20 protein-coding genes are annotated in these 22,712 nt (G+C 72.0%); 17 read left to right on the plus strand and 3 right to left on the minus strand.

The annotated features are described in order from the left end of the window. The first annotated feature begins 88 nt into the window (after positions 1–88). The 6 genes from ACIO9J_RS31990 to ACIO9J_RS32015 all read left to right on the plus strand — a co-directional run bounded on the left by ACIO9J_RS31990 (position 89) and on the right by ACIO9J_RS32015 (position 6,622). Positions 89–595, plus strand: coding sequence for a hypothetical protein (locus tag ACIO9J_RS31990; protein ID WP_402007300.1), 507 nt, complete (start codon positions 89–91; stop codon positions 593–595). Between the two features lie 81 nt (positions 596–676). Then, positions 677–1,870, plus strand: coding sequence for an argininosuccinate synthase (locus ACIO9J_RS31995; RefSeq protein WP_402007302.1), 1,194 nt, complete (start codon positions 677–679; stop codon positions 1,868–1,870). Positions 1,871–1,985: 115 nt separating this feature from the next. Then, positions 1,986–3,413 carry an argininosuccinate lyase gene (argH, locus tag ACIO9J_RS32000; protein ID WP_402007304.1) on the plus strand — a complete coding sequence of 476 codons (1,428 nt, stop codon included), beginning with the start codon at positions 1,986–1,988 and terminating at the stop codon, positions 3,411–3,413. Positions 3,414–3,476: 63 nt separating this feature from the next. Next, positions 3,477–4,451, plus strand: a complete 975-nt coding sequence (locus ACIO9J_RS32005; protein ID WP_402007306.1) for an aldo/keto reductase — start codon at positions 3,477–3,479, stop codon at positions 4,449–4,451. Positions 4,452–4,532: 81 nt separating this feature from the next. Then, on the plus strand, positions 4,533–5,084 hold the full coding sequence (locus tag ACIO9J_RS32010) for a TetR/AcrR family transcriptional regulator (protein WP_402007308.1): 552 nt from the start codon (positions 4,533–4,535) through the stop codon (positions 5,082–5,084). Then, positions 5,081–6,622: an MFS transporter gene (locus ACIO9J_RS32015; protein ID WP_402007310.1), complete on the plus strand. Its 1,542-nt coding sequence runs from the start codon at positions 5,081–5,083 to the stop codon at positions 6,620–6,622. The genes ACIO9J_RS32010 and ACIO9J_RS32015 overlap by 4 nt, the downstream gene beginning before the upstream one ends. Positions 6,623–6,811: 189 nt before the next feature. On the opposite strand, the gene ACIO9J_RS32020 is transcribed toward ACIO9J_RS32015, so the two are convergent. Further along, positions 6,812–7,501, minus strand: coding sequence for a lysophospholipid acyltransferase family protein (locus ACIO9J_RS32020; protein ID WP_402007312.1), 690 nt, complete (start codon positions 7,499–7,501; stop codon positions 6,812–6,814). 366 nt (positions 7,502–7,867) lie between these two features. Here ACIO9J_RS32020 and ACIO9J_RS32025 point away from each other — a divergent pair, with 366 nt between their 5' ends. The 3 genes from ACIO9J_RS32025 to ACIO9J_RS32035 all read left to right on the plus strand — a co-directional run bounded on the left by ACIO9J_RS32025 (position 7,868) and on the right by ACIO9J_RS32035 (position 10,204). After that, positions 7,868–9,052, plus strand: a complete 1,185-nt coding sequence (locus ACIO9J_RS32025; RefSeq protein ID WP_402007314.1) for a glycerophosphodiester phosphodiesterase — start codon at positions 7,868–7,870, stop codon at positions 9,050–9,052. 74 nt (positions 9,053–9,126) lie between these two features. After that, on the plus strand, positions 9,127–9,663 hold the full coding sequence (locus ACIO9J_RS32030) for an RNA polymerase sigma factor (RefSeq protein WP_402007316.1): 537 nt from the start codon (positions 9,127–9,129) through the stop codon (positions 9,661–9,663). 37 nt (positions 9,664–9,700) lie between these two features. Further along, positions 9,701–10,204, plus strand: coding sequence for a GNAT family N-acetyltransferase (locus tag ACIO9J_RS32035; protein WP_402007318.1), 504 nt, complete (start codon positions 9,701–9,703; stop codon positions 10,202–10,204). Between the two features lie 61 nt (positions 10,205–10,265). Here ACIO9J_RS32035 and ACIO9J_RS32040 read toward each other — a convergent pair whose 3' ends face one another. Together ACIO9J_RS32040 and ACIO9J_RS32045 are read right to left on the minus strand one after the other, a co-directional pair. Continuing rightward, positions 10,266–10,721 carry a hypothetical protein gene (locus ACIO9J_RS32040; RefSeq protein WP_402007320.1) on the minus strand — a complete coding sequence of 152 codons (456 nt, stop codon included), beginning with the start codon at positions 10,719–10,721 and terminating at the stop codon, positions 10,266–10,268. A gap of 1 nt (position 10,722) precedes the next feature. Then, positions 10,723–11,082, minus strand: coding sequence for a hypothetical protein (locus ACIO9J_RS32045; RefSeq protein ID WP_402007322.1), 360 nt, complete (start codon positions 11,080–11,082; stop codon positions 10,723–10,725). Positions 11,083–11,199: 117 nt separating this feature from the next. On the opposite strand from ACIO9J_RS32045, the gene ACIO9J_RS32050 reads away from it, so the two are divergent. The 8 genes from ACIO9J_RS32050 (at position 11,200) to cobT (ending at position 22,621) form a co-directional block, all read left to right on the plus strand. After that, positions 11,200–11,847, plus strand: a complete 648-nt coding sequence (locus ACIO9J_RS32050) for an HAD-IA family hydrolase (protein WP_402007324.1) — start codon at positions 11,200–11,202, stop codon at positions 11,845–11,847. A gap of 416 nt (positions 11,848–12,263) precedes the next feature. Then, positions 12,264–13,322 (plus strand): methionine ABC transporter ATP-binding protein, encoded by a 1,059-nt coding sequence (locus tag ACIO9J_RS32055; protein WP_402007326.1) that lies wholly within the window; start codon positions 12,264–12,266, stop codon positions 13,320–13,322. Further along, positions 13,319–14,065: a methionine ABC transporter permease gene (locus ACIO9J_RS32060; protein WP_402007328.1), complete on the plus strand. Its 747-nt coding sequence runs from the start codon at positions 13,319–13,321 to the stop codon at positions 14,063–14,065. Before ACIO9J_RS32055 ends, ACIO9J_RS32060 begins: the two co-directional genes overlap by 4 nt. Positions 14,066–14,149: 84 nt before the next feature. Then, entirely contained in the window at positions 14,150–14,989 is an 840-nt protein-coding gene (locus ACIO9J_RS32065; protein WP_402007330.1) for a MetQ/NlpA family ABC transporter substrate-binding protein, read from the plus strand. A gap of 2 nt (positions 14,990–14,991) precedes the next feature. Further along, positions 14,992–15,822 carry a MetQ/NlpA family ABC transporter substrate-binding protein gene (locus ACIO9J_RS32070; protein ID WP_402007332.1) on the plus strand — a complete coding sequence of 277 codons (831 nt, stop codon included), beginning with the start codon at positions 14,992–14,994 and terminating at the stop codon, positions 15,820–15,822. Between the two features lie 164 nt (positions 15,823–15,986). After that, entirely contained in the window at positions 15,987–16,658 is a 672-nt protein-coding gene (locus ACIO9J_RS32075; RefSeq protein ID WP_402007334.1) for a GNAT family N-acetyltransferase, read from the plus strand. Between the two features lie 147 nt (positions 16,659–16,805). Further along, positions 16,806–18,032 (plus strand): precorrin-6y C5,15-methyltransferase (decarboxylating) subunit CbiE, encoded by a 1,227-nt coding sequence (cbiE, locus tag ACIO9J_RS32080; RefSeq protein WP_402007336.1) that lies wholly within the window; start codon positions 16,806–16,808, stop codon positions 18,030–18,032. Between the two features lie 356 nt (positions 18,033–18,388). Next, positions 18,389–22,621 (plus strand): nicotinate-nucleotide--dimethylbenzimidazole phosphoribosyltransferase, encoded by a 4,233-nt coding sequence (gene cobT / locus ACIO9J_RS32085; RefSeq protein ID WP_402007338.1) that lies wholly within the window; start codon positions 18,389–18,391, stop codon positions 22,619–22,621. Positions 22,622–22,712: the final 91 nt, after the last annotated feature.

Consider the following 22,712-nt stretch of genomic DNA (forward strand, 5'->3'; position numbering starts at 1 on the left):
TACTCGTCATTGCTGCCATCGCGCGGGCGGGCCGAGAATGGGTCGGCCGCCCCGTCCGCCCCGCCTCCCGCGAGAAAGCGATCCGTCCGTGACCAAGCTCCTCCTGACCCTCCATGTGCTGGCCGCGATCATCGCCGTCGGTCCGGTGACCGTCGCTGCCAGCATGTTCGGCCCCGCCGCCCGGCGCGCCGCGGAGCGTCCCGACGACGCGCGGGCCCGCGCCACGGTCGCGCTGCTGCACCGCGTCTGCCGGGTGTACGCGGGCGTCGGCGTCGCGGTGCCGGTGCTCGGTCTCGCCACGGCCGGTGCCATGGGCGTGATGGGGGACGCCTGGGTGATCGCCTCCCTGGTCCTGACGATGCTGGCCGCGGCCTCGCTCATCGTGTTCGTCCTGCCGGGGCAGGAGCAGCTCGTCGAGGGCGCCGAGGGCGCCGAGGGCGTCGAGGGCGTCGAGGGCGGAGCGGGTGGCGGCGGTGTCGCGACCGTCGCGGCCGCGACCGGGCGGCTCGCCATGACCACCGGGATCTTCAACCTGCTCTGGGTGACGGTCACCGTCCTCATGATCGTCCGTCCGGGCTCCACGACGGGGGCCTGACCTCCACGGGAATGGATTGACGAAACATACGGTGCAATGCATACTCATGCATAACAGCGCATGCACCGTAAGGAGAGACCCGTGACCGAGCGCGTCGTACTCGCCTACTCGGGCGGCCTTGACACCTCCGTCGCGATCGGCTGGATCGCCGAGGAGACGGGTGCCGAGGTCGTCGCCGTCGCCGTGGACGTCGGCCAGGGTGGCGAGGACCTGGACGTCATCCGCAAGCGCGCGCTCGCCTGCGGTGCCGTGGAGGCCGAAGTCGCCGACGCCAAGGATGAGTTCGCCGAGGAGTACTGCCTCCCCGCGATCCACGCCAACGCGCTCTACATGGACCGCTATCCGCTGGTCTCCGCCCTCTCGCGGCCCACGATCGTCAAGCACCTGGTGGCCGCCGCGCGCAAGCACGGCGCGGGGACCGTCGCCCACGGCTGCACCGGCAAGGGCAACGACCAGGTGCGGTTCGAGGCAGGCATCGCCGCGCTCGGCCCCGACCTCACGTGCATCGCGCCGGTCCGTGACTACGCGATGACCAGGGACAAGGCCATCGCGTTCTGCGAGGCGAAGAACCTGCCGATCGCGACCACCAAGAAGTCCCCCTACTCCATCGACCAGAACGTCTTCGGACGCGCCGTCGAGACGGGCTTCCTGGAGGACATCTGGAACGCGCCGATCGAGGACATCTACGCGTACACGTCGAACCCCGCCGAGCCGCGCGAGGCCGACGAGGTCGTCATCTCCTTCGAGGCGGGCGTCCCGGTCGCGATCGACGGCACCCCCGTCACCGTCCTCCAGGCGATCCAGCGGCTCAACGAGCGGGCGGGCGCGCAGGGCGTCGGCCGGATCGACATGGTCGAGGACCGGCTCGTGGGCATCAAGTCCCGCGAGGTGTACGAGGCGCCGGGCGCGATCGCGCTCATCACCGCCCACCAGGAGCTGGAGAACGTCACCGTCGAGCGCGAACTCGCCCGCTACAAGCGGCAGGTCGAGCAGCGCTGGGGCGAACTCGTCTACGACGGACTGTGGTTCTCGCCGCTCAAGCGGGCCCTCGACGGCTTCCTCCACGAGGCCAACCAGCACGTCACCGGAGACATCAGGATGACCCTGCACGGCGGCCGCGCGGTGGTCACCGGGCGCAGGTCGGGCCAGTCCCTCTACGACTTCAACCTCGCCACCTACGACTCGGGCGACACGTTCGACCAGTCCAAGGCGCAGGGCTTCATCGAGATCTTCGGCCTGTCGTCGAAGATCGCGGCCAGGCGGGACCTGGCGTAACGCAGCAGGCCGCTCCGGCGTTTGCGGAGCGGAGTCAGGGGCCGGCCCACAGCAGCGGAGCCCCGAAGAGGCGCAGCCCCACCAGCGGCGGAGCCGCAGATACCAAGGAGCAAACGTGAGCAGCAACACCGGCGATGTCCGCCTCTGGGGCGCACGGTTCGCCGACGGTCCCGCAGAAGCGCTGGCGCGACTGTCCGCCTCGGTCCACTTCGACTGGCGCCTGGCCCCGTACGACATCGCGGGATCCCGCGCCCACGCGCGCGTGCTGCACAAGGCGGGGCTGCTCACCGAGGACGAGCTGACCCGCATGCTGGCCGGGCTCGACCAGCTGGAGGCCGATGTCGCCGACGGGTCGTTCGTCGGCACGGTCGCCGACGAGGACGTGCACACCGCCCTGGAGCGCGGCCTCCTGGAGCGGCTCGGCGCCGACCTCGGCGGCAAGCTGCGCGCCGGACGGTCGCGCAACGACCAGGTGGCCACGCTCTTCCGGATGTACCTGCGCGACCACGCGCGGATCATCGGCGGTCTGATCGCCGAGCTCCAGGGCGCCCTGGTGGGCCTCGCCGAGGCGCACCCGGACGTCGCGATGCCGGGCCGTACGCACCTTCAGCACGCCCAGCCGGTGCTCTTCGCGCACCACGTGCTCGCCCACGTCCAGCCCCTGGCGCGGGACGCCGAGCGGCTGCGGCAGTGGGACGAGCGGACGGCCGTCTCGCCGTACGGCTCGGGCGCGCTCGCGGGCAGCAGCCTGGGTCTCGACCCGGAGGCGGTCGCCACCGACCTCGGCTTCGAGCACGGCAGCGTCGGCAACTCCATCGACGGCACCGCGTCGCGGGACTTCGTCGCCGAGTTCGCCTTCATCACCGCGATGATCGGCGTGAACCTCTCCCGGATCGCCGAGGAGATCATCATCTGGAACACGAAGGAGTTCTCCTTCGTCACCCTGCACGACGCCTTCTCGACCGGCTCCTCGATCATGCCGCAGAAGAAGAACCCGGACATCGCCGAGCTGGCGCGCGGCAAGTCGGGCCGCCTCATCGGCAACCTCACGGGCCTGCTCGCCACCCTCAAGGCGCTGCCGCTCGCGTACAACCGCGACCTCCAGGAGGACAAGGAGCCGGTCTTTGACTCCTGCGACCAGCTGGAGGTCCTGCTGCCCGCCTTCACCGGCATGATGGCGACGCTCACCGTGCACCGCGAGCGGCTGGAGGAGCTGGCCCCGGCCGGCTTCTCGCTCGCCACCGACATCGCCGAGTGGCTGGTCAAGCAGGGCGTGCCGTTCCGCGTCGCGCACGAGGTCGCGGGCGAGTGCGTCAAGGAGTGCGAGGCGCACGGCATCGAGCTCGACCAGCTCACCGACGAGCAGTTCGCCAAGATCTCCGGGCACCTCACGCCCGAGGTGCGGACCGTCCTGAACGTGCCCGGCGCGCTGGCCGCGCGCAGCGGCAGGGGCGGCACCGCGCCCTCCGCCGTCGCCGTCCAGCTCGCCGAGGTCAAGGCGGATCTGGCCGTCCAGCAGGCGTGGGCGGACGCCAAGAAGTAGCGGAACGGGCAGCGCGGGATACGTTGGTCGGATCCGCAAGGAACCGACCGAACGGAGCCCGCGATGCCCTTCGCCCGGCTGGCCGCAGCCACGACCCCGACCGCGCACCTGGGACTCGGTCTCGCCGCCGTCGGCAGGCCCGGCTACATCACGCTGGACCGCGAGACCGAGCTGCCGCACTCGCGCAGCGTCGAGGCGCTGCGCGAGCGCTCCTTCGAACTCCTCGACGCCGCCTACGCCTCGGGCGTCCGCTACCTCGACGTGGCGCGCTCCTACGGCCGTTCCGAGGAGTTCCTCGCCGACTGGCTGCACGCCAGGCCCGACATCCGCGACGTCGTCGTCGGCAGCAAGTGGGGCTACACGTACACCGCGGCCTGGCGCGTCGACGCCGAGGGGCCCCACGAGGTCAAGGACCACAGCGCGGCCGCGTACGCCCGCCAGCGGGCCGAGACCGCCGAGCAGCTCGGCGACCGGCTCGACCTCTACCAGATCCACTCGGTGACGCCCGGGAGCCCGGCGCTCACCGACAAGGAACTCCACGCCGCGCTCGGCGAGTTGGCCGCATCCGGCGTGACCGTCGGGCTCTCCGTGAGCGGCCCCGAGCAGGCGGCCGCGATCCGCGCCGCGCTCGCCGTGACCGTCGAGGGCGAGCCGCTCTTCCGTACGGTCCAGGCGACGTACAACCTCTTCGAGACGTCGGCCGGCGCCGCGCTCGCCGAGGCGCACGACGCGGGTCTGACCGTGCTGGTCAAGGAGGGCGTGGCCAACGGCAGGCTGGCCGGCGCGCACGCGCCCGCCGCGCTCCGCGAGGTCGCTGTGGAGACCGGCCTCGGCTGCGACGCGGTGGCGCTCGCCGCGGTGCTGCGGCAGCCCTGGACGGGCGTCGTGCTGTCCGGCGCGGCCACCCCGGTCCAGCTCGTGTCGAACCTGCACGCCGCCGCGGTCGACCTGGACGAGGGGCAGCTGGAGCGTCTCGCGGGCCTGGTGGAGGAGCCCGCCGCGTACTGGGAGCGGCGGGGACGGCTGCCCTGGCACTGAGCCTCCGCGCCACTGGATCGGGGCCGCCGGCCGACCGTATTCCATGAGACGTTCATGTCTCACATGGCTTAGAGTTGTCTCATGTCAGTCGATCGCGAACAGGTCCTGCGCAGCGCAGCGGCCCTGCTCACCCGAAAATCCACCTCCACCATGGACGAGGTGGCCCGTGCCGCGGGCATCAGCAGGGCCACCCTGCACCGCCACTTCGCGGGCCGTGACGCCCTCGTCCTGGCCCTCGAAGAGCTCGGACTCCAGGAGTGCGAGGCCGCTCTCGAACGGGCCAGGCTCACCGAGGACAGCGCCGAGGAAGCCCTGCGCCGCCTGGTGCGCGAGATCGAGCCCGCCGCGGGCCTCCTCGCTTTCCTCGTGACGGAGAACCAGCTGTTCGAGGGTGACGCCCAGAACGAGGGCTGGGCCCGGCTCGACGCACACGTCGGCGCGCTCTTCCGGCGCGGCCAGGAGAGCGGCGAGTTCCGCATCGACCTGACCCCCGCATGGCTCACCGAGGCGCTCTACGGGCTCATCGGCTCGGGCGCCTGGGCCGTGATGGACGGCCGCGTGGCCGCCAAGGACTTCTCGTACATGATCGCCGAGCTGCTGATCGGCGGCGCACAGCGGAGAGTGGAAGCATGACCAGCACCCAACAGCGGACCGCAGCGGCCGACGTCGAGCGGAACCCGGGGCGCTGGCTCGCCCTCGCCGTGCTCGTCCTCGCCGTGCTCCTGGTCGCCGTGGACGCGACCGTGCTCGGTCTCGCGACGCCCTTCCTCAGCGAGGACCTGAAGCCCTCCGGCACCCAGCTGCTCTGGATCGGCGACGTCTACTCCTTCGTCATCGCGGGCCTGCTGGTCTCGATGGGCAGCCTCGGCGACCGCATCGGACGGAAGAAGCTGCTGCTCACCGGCGCCGTCGCGTTCGGCGCCGTCTCGGTCCTGAACGCGTACGCGACGAGCCCGGAGATGATGATCCTGGCGCGGGCGCTGCTCGGCGTCGCGGGCGCGACGCTGATGCCGTCCACGCTCGCCCTGATCCGCAACATCTTCCACGACCCCAAGGAGCGCAGCGTCGCCGTCGGCATCTGGGGTGCCGCGGCCTCCGCCGGCGCGGCGGTGGGCCCGGTCGTCGGCGGCTTCCTGCTCGAACACTTCTGGTGGGGCTCGGTCTTCCTGATCAACCTGCCCGTGATGGCGGTGCTCGTCCTCGTCGGCATCAAGCTGCTGCCCGAGTCCCGCGACCCCAACCCGGGCCCCTGGGACCTGGTCAGCGTCGGCCTCTCGCTCGTCGGCATGGTCGCGGTCGTCTACGCCGTGAAGGAAGCGGCGGTGCACGGCTTCCGCTGGGACATCCTGGCCGCCGCCGTCCTCGGCATCGGGGCGCTGTTCTGGTTCGTACGACGCCAGTTGACGCTGAAGTCGCCGCTCCTGGACATGCGGCTCTTCCACCACAAGGGCTTCTCCGGCGCGGTCCTCGCCGACCTGCTGACCATCCTCGGCCTGTCCGGACTCGTCTTCTTCCTCTCCCAGTTCCTGCAACTGGTCCAGGTCCGCTCGCCCTTGGAGGCCGGCCTGATCGAACTGCCCGCCGCCGTCGGCGCGGTGGGCGCGGGCCTCACGGCAGGCATCGTGGCCCGCAAGGCATCGGTGCGCAGCGCGGTCTCCGGCGGCCTCGCCGCGGTCGGCCTCGCGCTCGCCGCGTGCATGGCGATCGGCGCGGACACCGGGGTGGTGGCCCTGGGCTGCGCCCTGTTCCTCGGCGGCCTCGGCGCGGGCCTCGCCTTCACCGTCACCGCCGACGTGATCCTCTCCAGCGTCCCCAAGGAGCAGGCGGGCGCGGCGTCCGCGGTCTCGGAGACGGCGTACGAACTGGGCGCGGCGCTCGGCATCGCCCTGCTCGGCACGGTGGTCACCGGCATCTACCGGGGCTTCACCACCCCGGAGGGCGTCCCCGCGGACGCGGCCGCCGCGGCGCACGACTCGCTCGGCGGCGCGGTGGAGGCGGCGGGGTCGCTGCCGCAGGGCCAGGCGGACGCCATGCTCGCCGCCGCACGGGACGCGTTCACGGACGGCTTCCAGGTCGCGGCGGGCGTCGGCTCGGCGGTCCTGTTCGCCACGGCCGTCGCCGCGTGGTTCCTCTTGAAGGGCCAGAAGCTGGAGGACGGCATCGAGCACTGAGCGCTTCGCGGGGCCGGATCATCGCCTGCGGGTGAGCCCCGTAAGGGGCGCGGGGAACTGCGCGGCCAGCCACGAACGACCCGCAGCCGATGAACCGTTCTCCCGCGCGGAGCGCACAAACGAGGAACGCCCGTCCCCGCGCCGAGGAGTTGGTCCTCAGCACCGGGGCGGGCGCACCGAAAAGACGGCCTACGCGGCCTTCGCCTTGGTCGCGTACATGTCCACGTACTCCTGACCGGACAGCCGCATGACCTCCGTCATCACGGAGTCCGTCACGGCCCGCAGCACGTACCGGTCGCGATCCATCCCGTCGTAGCGGGAGAACTCCATCGCCTCGCCGAAGCGGACCGTCACCTTGCCGGGCCGCGGCAGCCCCTTGCCGCCGGGCTGGAGCTTGTCCGTGCCGATCATCGCGAAGGGGACCACGGGCGCACCCGTCATGAGCGTCAGCCGCGCGATGCCCGTACGGCCCCGGTACAGCCGTCCGTCGGGGGAGCGGGTGCCCTCCGGGTAGATGCCGAAGACCTTGCCGTCGTCGAGAACGCGCCGACCCGTCATCAGCGCGGCGACACCGCCGCGCCCGCCGTCGCGGTCCACCGGGATCATGCCGACGCCGGTGAAGAACCACGCCATGAGGCGGCCCTTGAGGCCCTTGCCCGTGACGTACTCGTCCTTGCCGATGAAGAACACCGGACGGTTGGTCACCAGCGGCAGGATCATCGAGTCGATGAACGTCAGGTGGTTTCCGGCCAGGATCACCGGACCCGTCCCCGGAATGTTCCCGGCGCCTTCTACCCGTGGGCGGAACATCAGGCGCAAGATCGGTCCGAGCACTGCCTTGATGAGCGCTAGACGGGACAACGGGCCCTCCGGTGTCAACGGGTCGACGACGAGTAAATGCAGGTGAGGACGATACTCGCGGGCCCCCTCTGATTGCACATCGGGTTCATGTACTCGATACGCAGTGTTGACCTGAGTTTGCACGGTATTGCCCAGGGGCGTCGCCTCTGTGACGACGGTATCCCCGTGGGAACGGTGTGGCCCGAAGTAGTGGTCCTTGTCACGCGCAGGGTTCTCTCCACGGAGCGGCCCCGCGACACGGGCCGCTTCCTCCATGGTGCGCCCACTCGCCATGTGCCGTCATCCCGTCGTTCCGTCCAGGGTCTCCCACACGTCACTCGCGGCCACCTACGATCGGTCCCGCTTTGTCAGGTGCAAGGCGGCAGTACATCGGGAGGAGCGCCAATGGCGACGCAGGAGTCGGGTCAGCAGCAGCCGGGGACGAGCCCGGGGCGGCGCGCGGTACTGGGGGCCGCGGTCCTCGGTGCGGGCACGGCCGTGGCAGGGCTGCCCGGCGTGGCGAGAGCCGACGAGCGGCACGGACACGGAGGACAGGGCGGACACGGCGGCTACCGGGACCTGCCGGTGCCCACGATCGTCGCGCACCGGGGGACCAGCGGCTACCGGCCCGAGCACACGCTCGGCTCGTACCAGCTCGCCCTCGACATGGGCGCCCACGTCATCGAGCAGGACGTCGTACCCACCAAGGACGGCCATCTCGTATGCCGTCACGAGAACGACATCACCGCGACGACGGACGTCTCGGCGCACCCCGAGTTCGCGTCCCGCAAGACCACCAAGTCGGTGGACGGCGTCTCGCTCACCGGCTGGTTCACCGAGGACTTCACGCTCGCCGAACTGAAGACGCTGCGCGCCAAGGAGCGCATCCCCGGCAACCGCCAGCACAACACCCTCTACGACGGCCGCTGGGACGTGCCCACCCTCGAAGAGGTCTTCCGGTGGGCCGAGAAGCAGGGCCGCAAGCGCGGCAAGCAGGTCTGGCTGCACATCGAGACCAAGCACCCCACGTACTTCCGGGGGCTCGGCCTCGGCCTCGAAGAGCCGCTCGCCAAGCTGATGCGCCGCTACGGCCGGCACAAGAAGAACTCGCCGAACTTCCTGCAGTCCTTCGAGCCCAGCAGCATCCAGCGCCTGGCCAAGCTGGTCGCGGCGCCGCGGGTGGTGCTCCTGTCCACCGCCAACTCCCGCCCCTGGGACTTCGTCGAGGCGGGCGACCCGCGCACCGTCGCCGACCTCATCAAGCCCGAGGGCCTGAAGTGGATGGCCGGCTTCGCGCAGGGCATCGGCCCGACCCTGGACCTGGTCATCCCCAAGAAGGCGGACGGCAGCCTCGGCACGCCGTCCACGCTGGTCAAGGACGCCCACGCGGCGCGCCTGATCCTGCACCCGTACACGATGCGCAACGAGAACACCTTCCTGCCGACCAACTTCAGGAAGGGCACCGACCCGAACGCCTACGGAGACGCCTTCGGCGCCTTCAAGGCCTACTTCGAGACGGGCATCGACGGGCTCTTCTCCGACAACTGCGACACCGCGCTCCTGGCCCGCGAGGACTTCGTCAACGGCTGACCGTCCGAGCCCGGTTGGGGTGAGAGACGGCCGCTCCGGAAACCTCGCGCCGGAGCGGCCGCGTCCCGCCCTGCATGACCTACGACCTGGCCCCCACGCTCATCCCCACCCTGCGCCCGCTGCTGGCCGCCGAGGCGTCCGCGGAGGCGCTCGGCTCCGGCACCGACCCCGGCGACCTCGAACAGGACGTCTGGCTGCTCCTGTTGGAGCGCCTGGAGTCCGAAGGGCCGCCCGCCGACCCCGCGCTGTGGGTGCGCGGCGCCGTCCAGGCCGAGGCCCGCCGCAACCGGCGCACGGCCCAGCGGGAAGTGGCGTACGCGACCGGACCCGCCGAACCGGCCGACGACGGCGAACGCGGCCCCGAACAGCGCGCCCTGACCGCCGACCGGCACCGCACCCTGCACGCAGCGGTGCGCAGGCTGCCCGGACGCTGCCCCCGCATCATGGCCGCGCTGCTGTCCCCCGAGGACCTCACCTACCGGGAGATCGCAGGGGAGTTGGGAATGTCACAGGGCAGTCTGGGGCCGGAACGTTCCCGATGCCTGGGATGCCTGCGCAGAATGCTGGCGGCGGAGGTTGTAGCTCCTGAACCCTGGGGAAAGGAGCGATAGACAACCGGTGGAGCAGGTGAGCGGGAGGCATGCACACATGGGCATGAGCGTGACCATCTCGGCGGCGACCGAAGCGGACGCCGAACAGATCCTCAAACTGCAGTACCTCTGCTACCAGAGCGAGGCCGAGCTCTACGGCGACTACTCGATCGAGCCGTTGACCCAGGGCCTGGACTCGATCAAGGCCGAACTGACCACGGGCACCGTCCTGGTGGCCCGCCTCGGCGACGAGGTGGTGGCCTCCGTACGCGGCACGGTCGACACCGACGGCACGGCGCGGATCGGCAAACTCATCGTCCACCCCCGGATGCAGCGGCACGGTCTGGGCGGGCGGCTCCTGGACGCGGTCGAGTCCCGGCTCGGGGCGGGCGGCGTCGCGAAGTGCTTCCAGCTCTTCACGGGCCACCGCAGCGAACAGAACCTCCAGCTCTACCGCAAGCACGGGTACGCGCCGGTGGGCACGGAGCGCGTGAACGAGCGGCTCACGCAGGTGACGCTGTCCAAGGACGCGACGGCGAGCGCCTACGTGACGAGCGCGTAGGAGGCCCGTCAGGGGCGCGGGGAACCGCGCGGCGAGCCCTCACCGGCCCGCAGCGAACGGCTCAACCGGCGGAAGCCCTCCGCGCCTTGCGGAGCCAGAAGATCGCGGTGACCGGCAGGATGACCGGGATGAAGAGATAGCCCATCCCGAAGTCCGACCACACCGTGGCGTCCGGGAACGCGGAGGGTTCGGCCAACGTCCAGGCGCCCACGGCGAGTACTCCCACCAGCTCGGCGGCGCAGCACACCAGCGCCGCCTTGCGGGCCGTGTCGCCACCGCGTACGAGCGAGTACGTGATGAACCCGTAGACGACCCCCGCGACCGCGGACAGCGCGTACGCGAGGGGGGCCTTGTGGAAGTCTGTCGAGATCTGCACGGCCGAGCGCGACACCGCGCCGACGACCATCACGCCGTACAGCCACACCAGCAGGATGCCAGGACCCGAGATCAGCTTCCGCCGGGCGGGAGCCGCGTCCGCGCCCGCGCCGGTGTTCTCGTCGGAGTCGGTCACCGTCACCTCAGCCTCCCCAGATGTCGTAGAGCCGCACTTCGAGCACGGCGAGGACCACGCCGCCCGCGGCGACCGTCAAGGAGCCCCAACGGCTGCGCTCCGCGAGCGACATGAAGCCCGCGGCGGGCACGCACGCGAAGGAACCGAGGAGATACGCCACGAAGATCGTCGTGCCCTGCTCGGCCTCCTCGCCGCGCGCGAGCTGGACGATGCCGACGATCAGCTGGACCAGGGCGAGGAAGGTCACCACGCCCATGCCGATGAAGTGCCAGTCCTTGGTCGGCTGATCGCGGTAGGCGGCGAAACCGCACCAGGCGGCGAGGGCGAGCGCGGTCACGGAGACCGCGATCGTCAGGGCGTCAAGCATGTCCGTGACTTTATTACGGGTCCTACGGCCCGGTGCGCGCGGCCCTCACGGCCCCCGGCGCGCGTGACCCTCGGCCCGGTGCGCACGCCCCGGACCTGCGGCGTAGGGTCGGGGACCATGAAGATCCAGGCTGACGCGCTCCTGTTCGACAACGACGGCACCCTCATCTCCTCCATGGAGTCGGTGTACCGCTGCTGGACGCGCTGGGCGCAGGAGTACGGGATCACCGCGGAGGACTTCGGCCGGGTCGAGCTGCACGGCCGCCCCGCCGCCGAGATCGCCGCCGACCTGCTGCCCCCGGAGAAGGTCGCGGGGGCCGTCGCCCGCATCGAGGAGCTGGAGGTCTCGGACGTGGCGGGCGGGGTCGTCCTGCTGCCCGGCACCCGTGAGCTCCTGGAGTCCCTGCCGATGGACCGCTGGGCCGTGGTCACCTCCGCGACCCGGGTGCTCGCCGAGGCGCGGCTCGCCGAGGTCGGCGTGCGGCCGGGGCTCGTCATCGCCGCCGACGACATCACGCGCGGCAAGCCCGACCCCGAGCCCTTCCTGCTCGCGGCCGCGAAACTCGGCGCCGACCCGGCCCGCTGCGTGGTCTTCGAGGACGCTCCGGCGGGTCTCCAGGCCGGCCGGGCCGCGGGCATGACGACCGTGGCGTTGACCACAACCCACACCGCCGACGAGCTCGTCGCCGACGTCGTGGTCAAGGACCTGTCCGCCGTGTCCGCGCAGGCCACGGCGGGTGGCGTGGAGATCACCTGCGCCGAGTGAGCCGACGGCTCCGTACGCCGGTGGCCGTCCCACCGTTGTCCGCTATACGGACAACGGTGGTGGACAGCCACCTCACGCGTGTTTTACTTGGCCCATGACCACGACGAGCAGCCGCACCCTTGCGACCGAGGCGATGATGACGCCCGGTGCTCGTTGTATGTGTCGAATGTGCGCCTTCTGAGGGCCCCCGCACCACCTCCGAGCCTCGCGCCCCGAAGCGAAGCCGCTGTGCCGCGCTCCTGACCGACGTACTCGACGAAGTCGCAGTCGAACAGTCGACGTAGGAAGCGAGCCCGCCCCGCGCACACGTCCTCCGGTTCCCCCGCACCACCACCGCGAGAACCGTGCCGCGTTCCGAACGAATGCCCCGTGCCCGGCTCCATCCCGCCGCGCACTCGACAGTGACGGAAACCCCTGTGATCACCACTTCCGGCCTCACCAAGGTCTACCGCTCACGCGGTCGTGAAGTAACCGCACTCGACGGAGTCGACCTGCACGTCCGCGAGGGCGAGGTGTACGGCGTCATCGGCCAGTCCGGCGCCGGCAAGTCCTCCCTGATCCGCTGCGTCAACCTCCTGGAGCGCCCCACCTCCGGCACCGTGACCGTCGCGGGCCAGGACCTCACGGCCCTGGCCGGACGCGGCCCCCGCGCGGGCAGGGAACTGCGGCAGGCCCGCAGCCGCATCGGCATGGTCTTCCAGCACTTCAACCTGCTGTCCTCGCGCACCGTGCAGGACAACGTCGAGCTGCCCCTGGAGATCCTCGGCCTCTCCGGCCAGGCGCGCTCCCGCAAGGCGCTCGAACTGCTCGACCTTGTCGGCCTCGCCGACAAGGCGGGGAGCTACCCGAGCCAGCTCTCCGGCGGCCAGAAGCAGCGCGTCGGCATCGCCCGCGCCCTGGCAGGCGACCCCAAGGTGCTGCTCTCCGACGAGGCCACCAGCGCCCTGGACCCCGAGACCACCCGCTCCATCCTCCAGCTGCTTCGCGACCTCAACCAGCAGCTCGGCCTGACCGTCCTGCTCATCACGCACGAGATGGACGTCGTCAAGAGCGTCTGCGACTCGGCCGCCCTCATGGAGCGCGGGCAGATCATCGAGTCCGGCACCGTCAGCGAGCTGCTCGCGACGCCCGGCTCCGAGCTGGCCGCCGCGCTCTTTCCGGTCAGCGGCGACGCCACCGGCGACGACCGCACCGTCGTCGACGTGACCTTCCACGGCGAGGCCGCGACCCAGCCGGTCATCTCCCAGCTGTCGCGCACGTACAACATCGACATCTCGATCCTCGGCGCCGCGATGGACACCGTCGCGGGCAAGCAGGTCGGCCGCATGCGCATCGAACTGCCAGGACGCTTCGAGGAGAACGTCGTACCGATCGGGTTCCTGCGCGAGCAGGGCCTCCAGGTCGACATCGCGGGCGAGGACGCCCCGGCCACGCCGAAGGACGCCACGCTGCTGGTGAAGGAAGGTGCCAAGTGACCTGGACCGAGATGCGGCCCCTGCTGGAGCAGGCGTGTTGGGACACCCTCTACATGGTGGGCTGGGCGACGCTCATAGCCATCGTCGCCGGACTGCCCATCGGCATCCTGCTCATCCTCACCGAGCGCGGCGGACTGCTCCAGAACACCCTGCTCAACAAGGTGCTCGGGCAGATCGTGAACATCGCCCGCTCCATGCCCTTCATCATCCTGATGGTCGCCCTGATGGGCTTCACGCGCTGGATCGTCGGCACCACGATCGGCCGAGAGGCCGCCCTCGTGCCGCTCGCCATCGGCGCCATCCCCTTCTTCGCGCGCCTGGTGGAGACCTCCGTGCGTGAGGTCGACGGCGGACTCGTCGAGGCCGTGCAGTCCATGGGCGGCTCCACCTGGACCGTCGTACGCAAGGTGCTCGTCCCCGAGTCGCTGCCCTCGCTGATCTCCGGCGCCACCACCACGATCGTCGCCCTCATCGGCTACTCCGCGATGGCGGGCACGGTCGGCGGCGGCGGCCTCGGCGACCTGGCGCTGCGCTACGGCTACCAGCGCTTCGAGACCGAACTGATGTGGATCACCGTGGCGATCCTCGCCGTGGTCATCTCGATCATCCAGTTCGCGGGCGACTACACCGCCCGCAGGCTGCACAAGCGCGGCGGCGGCTCGGGTCCGCTGCTCCTCTTCCGGCCGCTGCGCGGCGTGCTGCCCGGCACCGTCGCCGCCGAGACGACCAGCAAGACCGGCTGACCGGGACCCGCACCCGGGCCCCGCCCGCAGATTTCCCCGCGCACCTCCGCGGGGCTGCACCACCCATGGAGAAAGGCACTTTTCGTGCGTAACACCGCCAAGATCACCACCGCCGTCCTGGCCACCGGAGCCCTCACCCTCGGGCTCTCCGCCTGTGGCTCGGAGAAGAGCTCCGCGGGCGACAAGGACGGCAAGCTCATCGTCGCCGCCACCCCGACGCCGCAGGGCGAGATCCTGGACTTCGTCCAGAAGAACCTCGCCAAGAAGGCCGGCCTCGACCTCGAGGTCAAGGAGTTCACCGACTACGTCACGCCGAACACCGCCGTTCAGCAGGGCGAGGTCTTCGCGAACTACTTCCAGCACAAGCCGTACCTGGACGACTTCAACAAGAAGAACGGCACGGACATCGTGCCCGTCCCCGGGGCCACGGTTCACCTGGAGCCGCTCGGCGTCTACTCCAAGAGCCTCAAGAAGCTCGGCGACCTGAAGGACGGCGACACCGTCGCCGTCCCGAACGACACCACCAACGAGGCCCGCGCCCTCAAGCTCCTCGCCGACAACGGCATCATCGAGCTCAAGAAGGGCGTCGGCTACGAGGCCACCCCCAAGGACATCGCCAAGAACCCCAAGAACCTCACGTTCAAGGAGCTCGAGGCCCCCACGCTGCCGCGCAGCCTGGGTGACGTCGACGCCGCGGTGATCAACGGCAACTACGCGCTGGAGGCCAAGCCCGCGCTCAGCCCCGCCAAGGACGCCCTCGTCGCCGAGAAGGCCAAGGGCAACCCCTACGGCAACTTCCTCGCCGTGAAGAAGGGCGACGAGAACGACCCGCGCGTGAAGAAGCTCGCCAAGCTCCTCACCTCGCCCGAGGTCAAGAAGTTCATCGACGACAAGTACGACGGCGCCGTCGTCGCCGCGTTCTGATCATGCGTACGTCCGTCATCGGCGCGGCCGCGGGGACCCTGGCCCTCGCACTCGGCCTGACCGCCTGCGGCGGGGACTCCGGCAGCGGATCGGGAGGCTCCGGCGACAAGCTCGTCGTCGGCGCCACCCCGACCCCGGCCGGTGAGGTCCTCGCGTACGTCCAGCAGAACCTCGCGAAGAAGGCGGGCCTCGACCTCCAGATCACGGAGTTCACGGACTACGTCACGCCGAACACCGCGCTCCAGGAAGGCTCCCTGGACGCCAACCTCTACCAGCACACCCCGTACCTGAAGGACTTCAACGAGTCCAAGAAGACGGACCTGGTGCCGGTCACCGAGGTGTACCTGCCCCCGATGGGCGTGTACGCGAAGAAGGTCAAGGACGTCGCCGACCTCGGTACCGGCGCGACCGTGGCCGTTCCCAACGACACCACCAACGAGGGCCGGGCGCTCCAACTGCTCGCAGCCAAGGGCGTCATCGGGCTCAAGAAGGGCGTCGGCGGCACCGCCACGCCCGAGGACATCACGTCCAACCCGAAGAAGCTCACCATCAAGCCGCTCGAACCGGCGCAGCTGCCGCGCTCGCTCGACGACCTCGACGCGGCGGTCATCAACAACAACTACGCGCTCGACGCCGGACTCAGCCCCAAGAAGGACGCGATCCTCCTGGAGTCCGCGAAGGGCAATCCCTACAACAACATCCTCGCCGCCAAGAAGGGCGACGAGGACGATCCGCGGATCAAGAAGCTGGCGAAACTGCTGACTTCGCCCGAGGTGAAGAAGTTCATCGAGGACAAGTACAAGGGGTCCGTGCTGCCCGTCCAAGCGGGCTGACCGGGCGCCCGCGCGCGGTACGCCGACGGCACATCGACGGGGTCCACTCCTGGTGCGGGAGTGGACCCCGTGGTGCGTCCGCGGCCGGACATGTTGCATGCTGGTCACTTCAGAAGGCCTGAAGGTGAAGGCCCTTCAGGTCTATGAAGGTTATGGAGCGGCGCATGACTAGAGCCTCCGCGGGGTCCACAGGCTCGTCGGGGTTCCCCGACATCTCCATCAGCACGGAGCGGCTGGTGCTGCGCCCCCTCGAAGAGGCGGACGTCCCCGCGTACGCGGAGATGATGAACGACGAGCTCGTCACGGCCTGGACCTCCGTGCCCGAGCCCTACACCGAGGCCGACGCCCGCACCTGGATCACCCGCCTCGCCCCCGCCGAGCGCACCGGGGGCCACGGCATCGTCCTCGCCGTCACCGAGTTCCTCACCCAGCGCCTTGTCGGCATCATCCAACTCCGGGACACCGACTGGCGGGTGCGCTCCACCGAGCTGAGCTACGTCGTCGCCCCCTGGGCCCGCGGCGAGGGCTATGCCTCCGAGGCCGCGCTCGCCACCGCCCAATGGCTCTTCCACGACCAGCAGTTCGAACGCATAGAGCTGCGCACCGCCGCCGACAACACCGCCGCCCAGCAGGTCGCGCAGAAGATCGGCTGCATCAGCGAGGGCGTCCTGCGCGGCGCCTGGATAGCGCGTACGAGAAACGGTGGCGACCCGTTCGGCGGCTGGCTCGACGTCCGCACCGACCTCATCGTGTGGAGCCTGCTCCCCGAGGACATCGAAGGCGTCTCGGAGAGCCTCGCCGACAGCGGCTTCTCCGCCTACTCCGACTGGAACTGAGCCGGACCCACCGGGACCGGCCGACCCACCGCCCCGGGGCATCACGGGGCGCCGGCGGGTACGCTCGCCCCTGGTCGCGTGCGCGGCCGCCCCCTGCCACCGCCGCCCCGCACGGACGACCCGCGAGACCTCAGGAGACAGACGACGATGGCCGACCGGGTCACGGTGATCGGCTGGGACGGCACGCCACTGACCGCCGCCGCACGCTCCGCGCTCGGCGCGGCCACGCTCGTGGCGGGCGCCGCCCACCACCTGGCGCTGGACGAGATCCCCGCCCGCGCCGAACGGATCCGCCTCGGCAGCGTCTCCCTCGCCGCCCGCCGCATCGCCGCCCACCGCGGCACCGCCGTCGTCCTCGCCGACGGCGACCCCGGCTTCTTCGGCGTCGTACGCACCCTGCGCGCTCCCGAATTCGGGCTTGAGGTCGAAGTGGTGCCCGCGGTCTCCTCCGTCGCCCAGGCCTTCGCCCGCGCCGGGATGCCCTGGGACGACGCGGAGGTGGTGGTCGCCCACCGGCGCACCCTGCGCCGCGCGGTGAACGTCTGCCGCGCCCACCCCAAGGTCGCCGTCCTCACCTCACCGGGCGCGGGCCCCGCCGAGCTCGGCCTGCTGCTCCAGGGCGTCCACCGCACCTTCGTGATCTGCGAGGAGCTCGGCACCGACCGGGAGCAGGTCTCCGTGGTCACCTCCGACAAGGCCGCCGACCACGCCTGGCGCGACCCGAACGTCGTCATCGTCATCGGCGGCTCGGGCCCCGGCGCCGCGGCCTCCCCGCACACCGGCTGGATCACCGGCCGCGAGCCGGCCACCGCGCCGCGCGGCTGGGCGCTGCCCGCCGCGGAGTACGGCGGTGACGTCTGGCTCGGCGAGGGCGAGACCGACCGCCTGCGCTCCGCCCAACTCGCCCGCCTCGGACCGCGCGTGGGCGACCTGGTCTGGGACATCGGCTGCGGCAGCGGCGCCTTCACCGCGGAGGCGGCCAGGTTCGGCGCCGCCGTGATCGCCGTCGACCGCGACCCCGACGCCCTGGGCCGCACCACGGCCGCGGTGCGCCGCTTCGGCGTCCAGGCGCAGACCGTGCACGGCGTCGCCCCGCACATCCTCGAAGACCTGCCCGAACCCGATGTCGTGCGGGTCGGCGGCGGGGGAGTCGCGGTGGTCTCCGCGGTCGCCGACCGGCGCCCCGAGCGCATCGTGACGCACGCCGCGACACGCGACGCCGCCGAGCTCATCGGCAGGGATCTGACCGAGCACGGATACGTCGTCGAATGCGCCCTCCTGCAGTCCGTGGAGCTCGACACACGCGCCTGGCGCGAGGAGAAGCGGACGGTGGTATTCCTGCTCTCCGGGCGTCTGCCGGACCGTTCCCCGTGACCCTGTCGGCGTACGGCGCGGGGTAGGCTGGCCGATCGTTGTACTGCACCCGGGTGTCCAGCAGTTCGTTGGCCAATGTCCGGAAAGCTCGCCCGTTTTGAGGGGTGTGTGTGGTACGGCAGGACCGGAGGACGCGCAACGTGGCGCAGTCCACAGCGGGCCGTGGCCGATCAAGCTGCCGCGGTGGCGGGCCGACCGGGACAATGCCTGTTGTCCGGTAAGCGGTTCGTGCCGCGCGGCGCACACGCTCGTTGAGGATGACGGGCGGTCGGTGCGCCGCTCCGGGCGATGGGGCCTCCCCGGCCGAAGGCGAGGGGCGGTCGAAGACGCACCAACCGATGGGCGAGGGGTTACGCATGACCGACACCGGCCAGGTCCCGGGTGAGGGGCTGCCGGAGAACGCAGGCATGGTGGAACAGCCGGGCGTCCCTTCGCCGGGTGCGTACACCTTCCTCGACCCCTCCGACAGCCCCGCCGAGGACGACGACCTGCTGCTGATGCCGGGCGCCCAGGGCGCGTGGAGCGAGGCACAGTCGGCGCAGCAGCAGGGCCACACCCCGGTCCCCGGCCACGTCCAGGCCCCCGGTCACGCGCAGGTCCCGGGCCACGCCCAGGCCCCCGGCCCCGCGCAGGCACCGGGGCACGGCCGCCCCTCCGCACACGGTGACACGGCCGGGCACGGCGCTCCCGCCATGGCCCGCCCGCAGGCCGTGCACCAGCCCGGTCCGCACGAGACCGCGGGCCGGGACAGCGGCTCCGTCGACCTGAACGGTGTCCGTATGCCCGGCTCCCCGCCCGCCTCCTCCCACCCGGGCCCCGCCCGCCGTCCGCTGCACCGGGGCCCCTCGGGTCCCGCCGTGCCCGACGGCGCGGGCAGCCCCGTGCGTTCGCTCGCCGACCGTGGCCCCGCGGGGGCGACGCCGCCGCAGCACGCCGTGCCGGTACGGCATGCCGGTCCGCCCACGGTGGGTCCCGAGTACCTCGACATCCCGCGCGACGACGCCGGGCTGCCGGGACCGCAGCTCGGGGAGATCCCGCCGCAGGGAGCCTCGCCGTGGACGGCGCAGCCGTCCGTGCGGTCCCAGCAGGCCGGGGCGCAGGGCGCGTACGCCGCACCAGCAGAAACGGTCGTCCCAGGTGACACGGAGGCCCCGGAGGCCTCCGAGACCGCTGGCGCCACGGGCGTCCCCGGAGTCCCGGACGACACATCCGCACCACAGGCCACGGGGGCACCGGAGGCGTTCGCTCCCGAAGGGCCCATGGTCCCCGAGCAGGCGCTGCCCGAGCATGTGCTGCCCGAGCAGGGGCAGTACGCCGCGCAGGGCGCGGAGTTCGCCCAGGGCACTCCGGCGCACGGCACCCCGGTCCACGCCACCCCTCCTCATGGCGCCCCGGCGCACGGCAACCCGGCCCCCGGCGCCGTGCTCCCCGGTATGCCCGAGCCCGCCGCCTTCCCGCAGGCGGCCGGTGCCACGGACCTCGGCGAGGCCCAGGCAGCCCCCGGTGACCTCGGCGCTCCCGGGATGCCCGGCGAGCCGCCCGTCGCCGAGCCGAGTCAGTTCCCGTCGGCGGAGCAGCCCGTCTTCGCCCAGGCCGTGCCTGCCGCCGCCGGTGTGCAGACGCCCTTCGCCGTCGCCTCCGCGCAGCCGTGGGACGCGGTGCCGGTCCCGCACGCCGACGCGTCGGGCCCGCAGTCCGGTTTCGTCCCCGACGCGGCGCACGCCGTGCCCGCCGGGATCGGCGCGGTCGGCGGCCAGCGCATGCCCGTGGGCGACGCGGGCCACCCCGCCGAGGCCAGGCACGCCGCCCAGGGCCCGAGCGGTCCGGGCCCCGAGGACGCCCCGGCGCCGATGCCCACGGCACTGCCCGGCGAGCACGGCGGGCACGGAGCGCATCAAGTCCCCACACCCATCGGCGAGTTCGTGCCGGTGGACGGCATGGTGCCGACCACGCCGCACCTGGCGCCCACCCCGCCGCACCCGCTGGTCGTCCCCCAGGAGGACCCGGCCGTCGAGCCCGCTCCCGAGGGCGAGAGCGCCGTGGACGCCGAGCAAGCCCCGGCTCAGTCCCAGCCCTTGCCCGTCGAGGCGGGCGCCGCACCCGTCGCCGTACCTCCGGCGGCGGAGTCGGCGGAGGCCGCCGCCCAGGCCGAGGCCCCGGTGGCGGACGCCCAGCAGCCCCCCGCCACCGTGCCCGCCCCCCGCGAGGGCGACCTCGGTGTGGCGGCACCCATCACCGAGGGCCCCGACGCGGCCGGCGAGCCGCAGCCGGTGGCCCCGGAGAGCGAGACCGCGGGCGACGCCGTGGGAATCGTCGAGGCGGTGCCGGTCCTGCCGGTCGCCCCGGCCGAGTTCCCCGCGGCGCCCGAGACGGCCGACCTGGCCGAGGATCTGGACGAGGCCGACGAAGTCATCTCGTTCGAGCCGATCGATGCGAATGAAGTGACGGAAGTGGCCGAAGCACCTGAGATGGCCGTAGCGCCCGCAGTACCCGAAGCACCCGCGGCACCCGAGACGCCCGAGGCCCCCGAGGCGCCCGACGCCTTCGCGGCGGCCGCCGCCCCGGAAGCGCCCGAGGCCCTCGCGGCGCAGGAGGCGACCGAGATCGCCGAGGCCCCCGACGCCCCTGAGGCCCTCGTGGCCATGGAGGCGCCCGAGGCCGCAGGAACCCCCGAGGCCCCCGTGGCCCCGGACGAGCCCGAGGTGTTCGAGGTGTTCGCGGCCCCCCAGGGCCCCGAGCTCCTCGGCGCCGAGGAGCCCGTCGACGGCCCCGTCGGCGGCCCCGTGGACGAGTCCGCCGAGGCCGTCGAGCCCGTCGAGTCCGCGGACCCGGCCGCCGAGCCCGCCGCCCCGGTCGGCGCCCCGGCCCCCGCGTACGAGGACGCCGAGCGCGAGGCCGTGCTGCGCGTCATGCGCGAGCGCCGCGACATCCGCAACGGCTTCCGCTCCGACGCCATCCCGCACGAGGTGCTGCTCCGCGTCCTGGAGGCCGCGCACACCGCCCCGTCGGTCGGCCACTCCCAGCCCTGGGACTTCGTCGTCATCAAGTCCGCGGAGACCCGGCGCACGATGCACGAACTGGCCATGCGCCAGCGCGACGCGTACGCCAAGTCGCTCCCCAAGGGCCGTGCGAAACAGTTCAAGGAACTGAAGATCGAGGCGATCCTCGACACCCCGGTGAACATCGTCGTCACCGCCGACCCCACCCGCGGCGGCCGCCACACCCTCGGCCGGCACACCCAGCCGCAGATGGCCCCGTACTCCTCGGCGCTCGCCGTCGAGAACCTCTGGCTCGCCGCCCGCGCCGAGGGCCTCGGCGTCGGCTGGGTCAGCTTCTTCGACGAGCGCGAGATGGTCCGCGCCCTCGGCCTGCCCGAGCACCTCGAAGTCGTCGCCTACCTCTGCGTCGGATACGTCGACGAGTTCCCCGACGAGCCCGAGCTGATGCAGGCGGGCTGGTCCAAGCGCCGCCCGCTCTCCTGGGTCGTCCACGAGGAGACGTACGGCCGCCGCGCGCTGCCCGGCGAGGACCCGCACGACCTGCTCGCCGAGACCGTCTCCAACATCCGCCCGCTCGACGCCAAGGCGCTCGGCGAGGCCTGGGAGCGGCAGAAGCGGATGACGAAGCCGCCGGGCGCGCTCGGCATGCTGGAGATCATCTCCGCCCAGCTGTCGGGCCTGTCCCGGATGTGCCCGCCGCCCATCCCGGAGCCCGCGGCCGTCGCGATCTTCGCGGGCGACCACGGCGTGCACGCCCAGGGCGTCACCGCCTGGCCCCAGGAGGTGACCGCGCAGATGGTCGCCAACTTCCTCGGCGGCGGCGCGGTCTGCAACGCCTTCGCCAACCAGGTGGGCGCCGAGGTCTGCGTCATCGACGTGGGCGTGGCCAGCGAACTCCCGGCCACGCCGGGCCTGTTGCCCCGCAAGGTGCGCGCGGGCACGGCGGACATGACGACAGGACCCGCGCTCACCCGCGAAGAGGTCAAGGCGGCCATCGAGGTCGGCATCGAGACCGCCCGCGACCTGGTGGCGGCCGGCAACAAGGCGCTGCTCACCGGCGAGATGGGCATCGCCAACACCACGGCGTCCGCGGCCCTCATCTCCGTCTACACGGACACCGACCCGTCCGAGGTCACCGGGCGCGGCACCGGCATCAACGACGAGATGCACACCCGCAAGGTCGAGGTGGTCCGCCGCGCCCTCGACCTCCACCAGCCCGACCCCGCGGACCCGATCGGCGTCCTCTCGGCGATCGGCGGCCTGGAGCACGCGGCGATGGTCGGCCTCCTGCTCGGCGGCGCGTCCCTGCGCACCCCCGTGATCCTGGACGGCGTCAGCGCCGGCGCCGCCGCCCTGGTGGCCCGCGCCATCGCCCCCGAGGTCCTCGCGGCCTGCATCGCGGGCCACCGCAGCGCGGAGCCGGGCCACGTGGCGGCCCTGAACAAGCTGGGCCTGCGCCCCCTGGTCGACCTCGACCTGCGCCTCGGCGAGGGCACCGGCGCCCTGCTCGCCCTCCCGGTGGTCCAGAGCGCGGCCCGTGCGATGCACGAGGTGGCGACGTTCGACTCGGCGGGCGTGACCGAGAAGTAGTTCCGCCGCACCCACCCGTGCCGCCCCGCGTGGGCAGCCGCGCCGCAGCGCGGCACGGGTGGGCGCGCCGCGGCGTCGCCATCCGCGCGGT

Source organism: Streptomyces sp. NPDC087300 (genome assembly GCF_044744425.1).
In the GTDB taxonomy this organism is placed as follows: Bacteria; Actinomycetota; Actinomycetes; order Streptomycetales; family Streptomycetaceae; genus Streptomyces.

What these genes read in the sequence shown, in the direction of transcription:
- ACIO9J_RS32005 (WP_402007306.1), top strand. Translation starts at nt 3,477, where the DNA reads ATGCCCTTCGCCCGGCTGGCCGCAGCCACGACCCCGACCGCGCACCTG.
- ACIO9J_RS32010 (WP_402007308.1), top strand. Translation starts at nt 4,533, where the DNA reads ATGTCAGTCGATCGCGAACAGGTCCTGCGCAGCGCAGCGGCCCTGCTC.
- ACIO9J_RS32015 (WP_402007310.1), top strand. Translation starts at nt 5,081, where the DNA reads ATGACCAGCACCCAACAGCGGACCGCAGCGGCCGACGTCGAGCGGAAC.
- ACIO9J_RS32025 (WP_402007314.1), top strand. Translation starts at nt 7,868, where the DNA reads ATGGCGACGCAGGAGTCGGGTCAGCAGCAGCCGGGGACGAGCCCGGGG.
- ACIO9J_RS32030 (WP_402007316.1), top strand. Translation starts at nt 9,127, where the DNA reads ATGACCTACGACCTGGCCCCCACGCTCATCCCCACCCTGCGCCCGCTG.
- ACIO9J_RS32035 (WP_402007318.1), top strand. Translation starts at nt 9,701, where the DNA reads ATGGGCATGAGCGTGACCATCTCGGCGGCGACCGAAGCGGACGCCGAA.
- ACIO9J_RS32045 (WP_402007322.1), bottom strand. Translation starts at nt 11,082, where the DNA reads ATGCTTGACGCCCTGACGATCGCGGTCTCCGTGACCGCGCTCGCCCTC.
- ACIO9J_RS32050 (WP_402007324.1), top strand. Translation starts at nt 11,200, where the DNA reads ATGAAGATCCAGGCTGACGCGCTCCTGTTCGACAACGACGGCACCCTC.
- ACIO9J_RS32070 (WP_402007332.1), top strand. Translation starts at nt 14,992, where the DNA reads ATGCGTACGTCCGTCATCGGCGCGGCCGCGGGGACCCTGGCCCTCGCA.
- ACIO9J_RS32075 (WP_402007334.1), top strand. Translation starts at nt 15,987, where the DNA reads ATGACTAGAGCCTCCGCGGGGTCCACAGGCTCGTCGGGGTTCCCCGAC.
- cbiE (WP_402007336.1), top strand. Translation starts at nt 16,806, where the DNA reads ATGGCCGACCGGGTCACGGTGATCGGCTGGGACGGCACGCCACTGACC.
- cobT (WP_402007338.1), top strand. Translation starts at nt 18,389, where the DNA reads ATGACCGACACCGGCCAGGTCCCGGGTGAGGGGCTGCCGGAGAACGCA.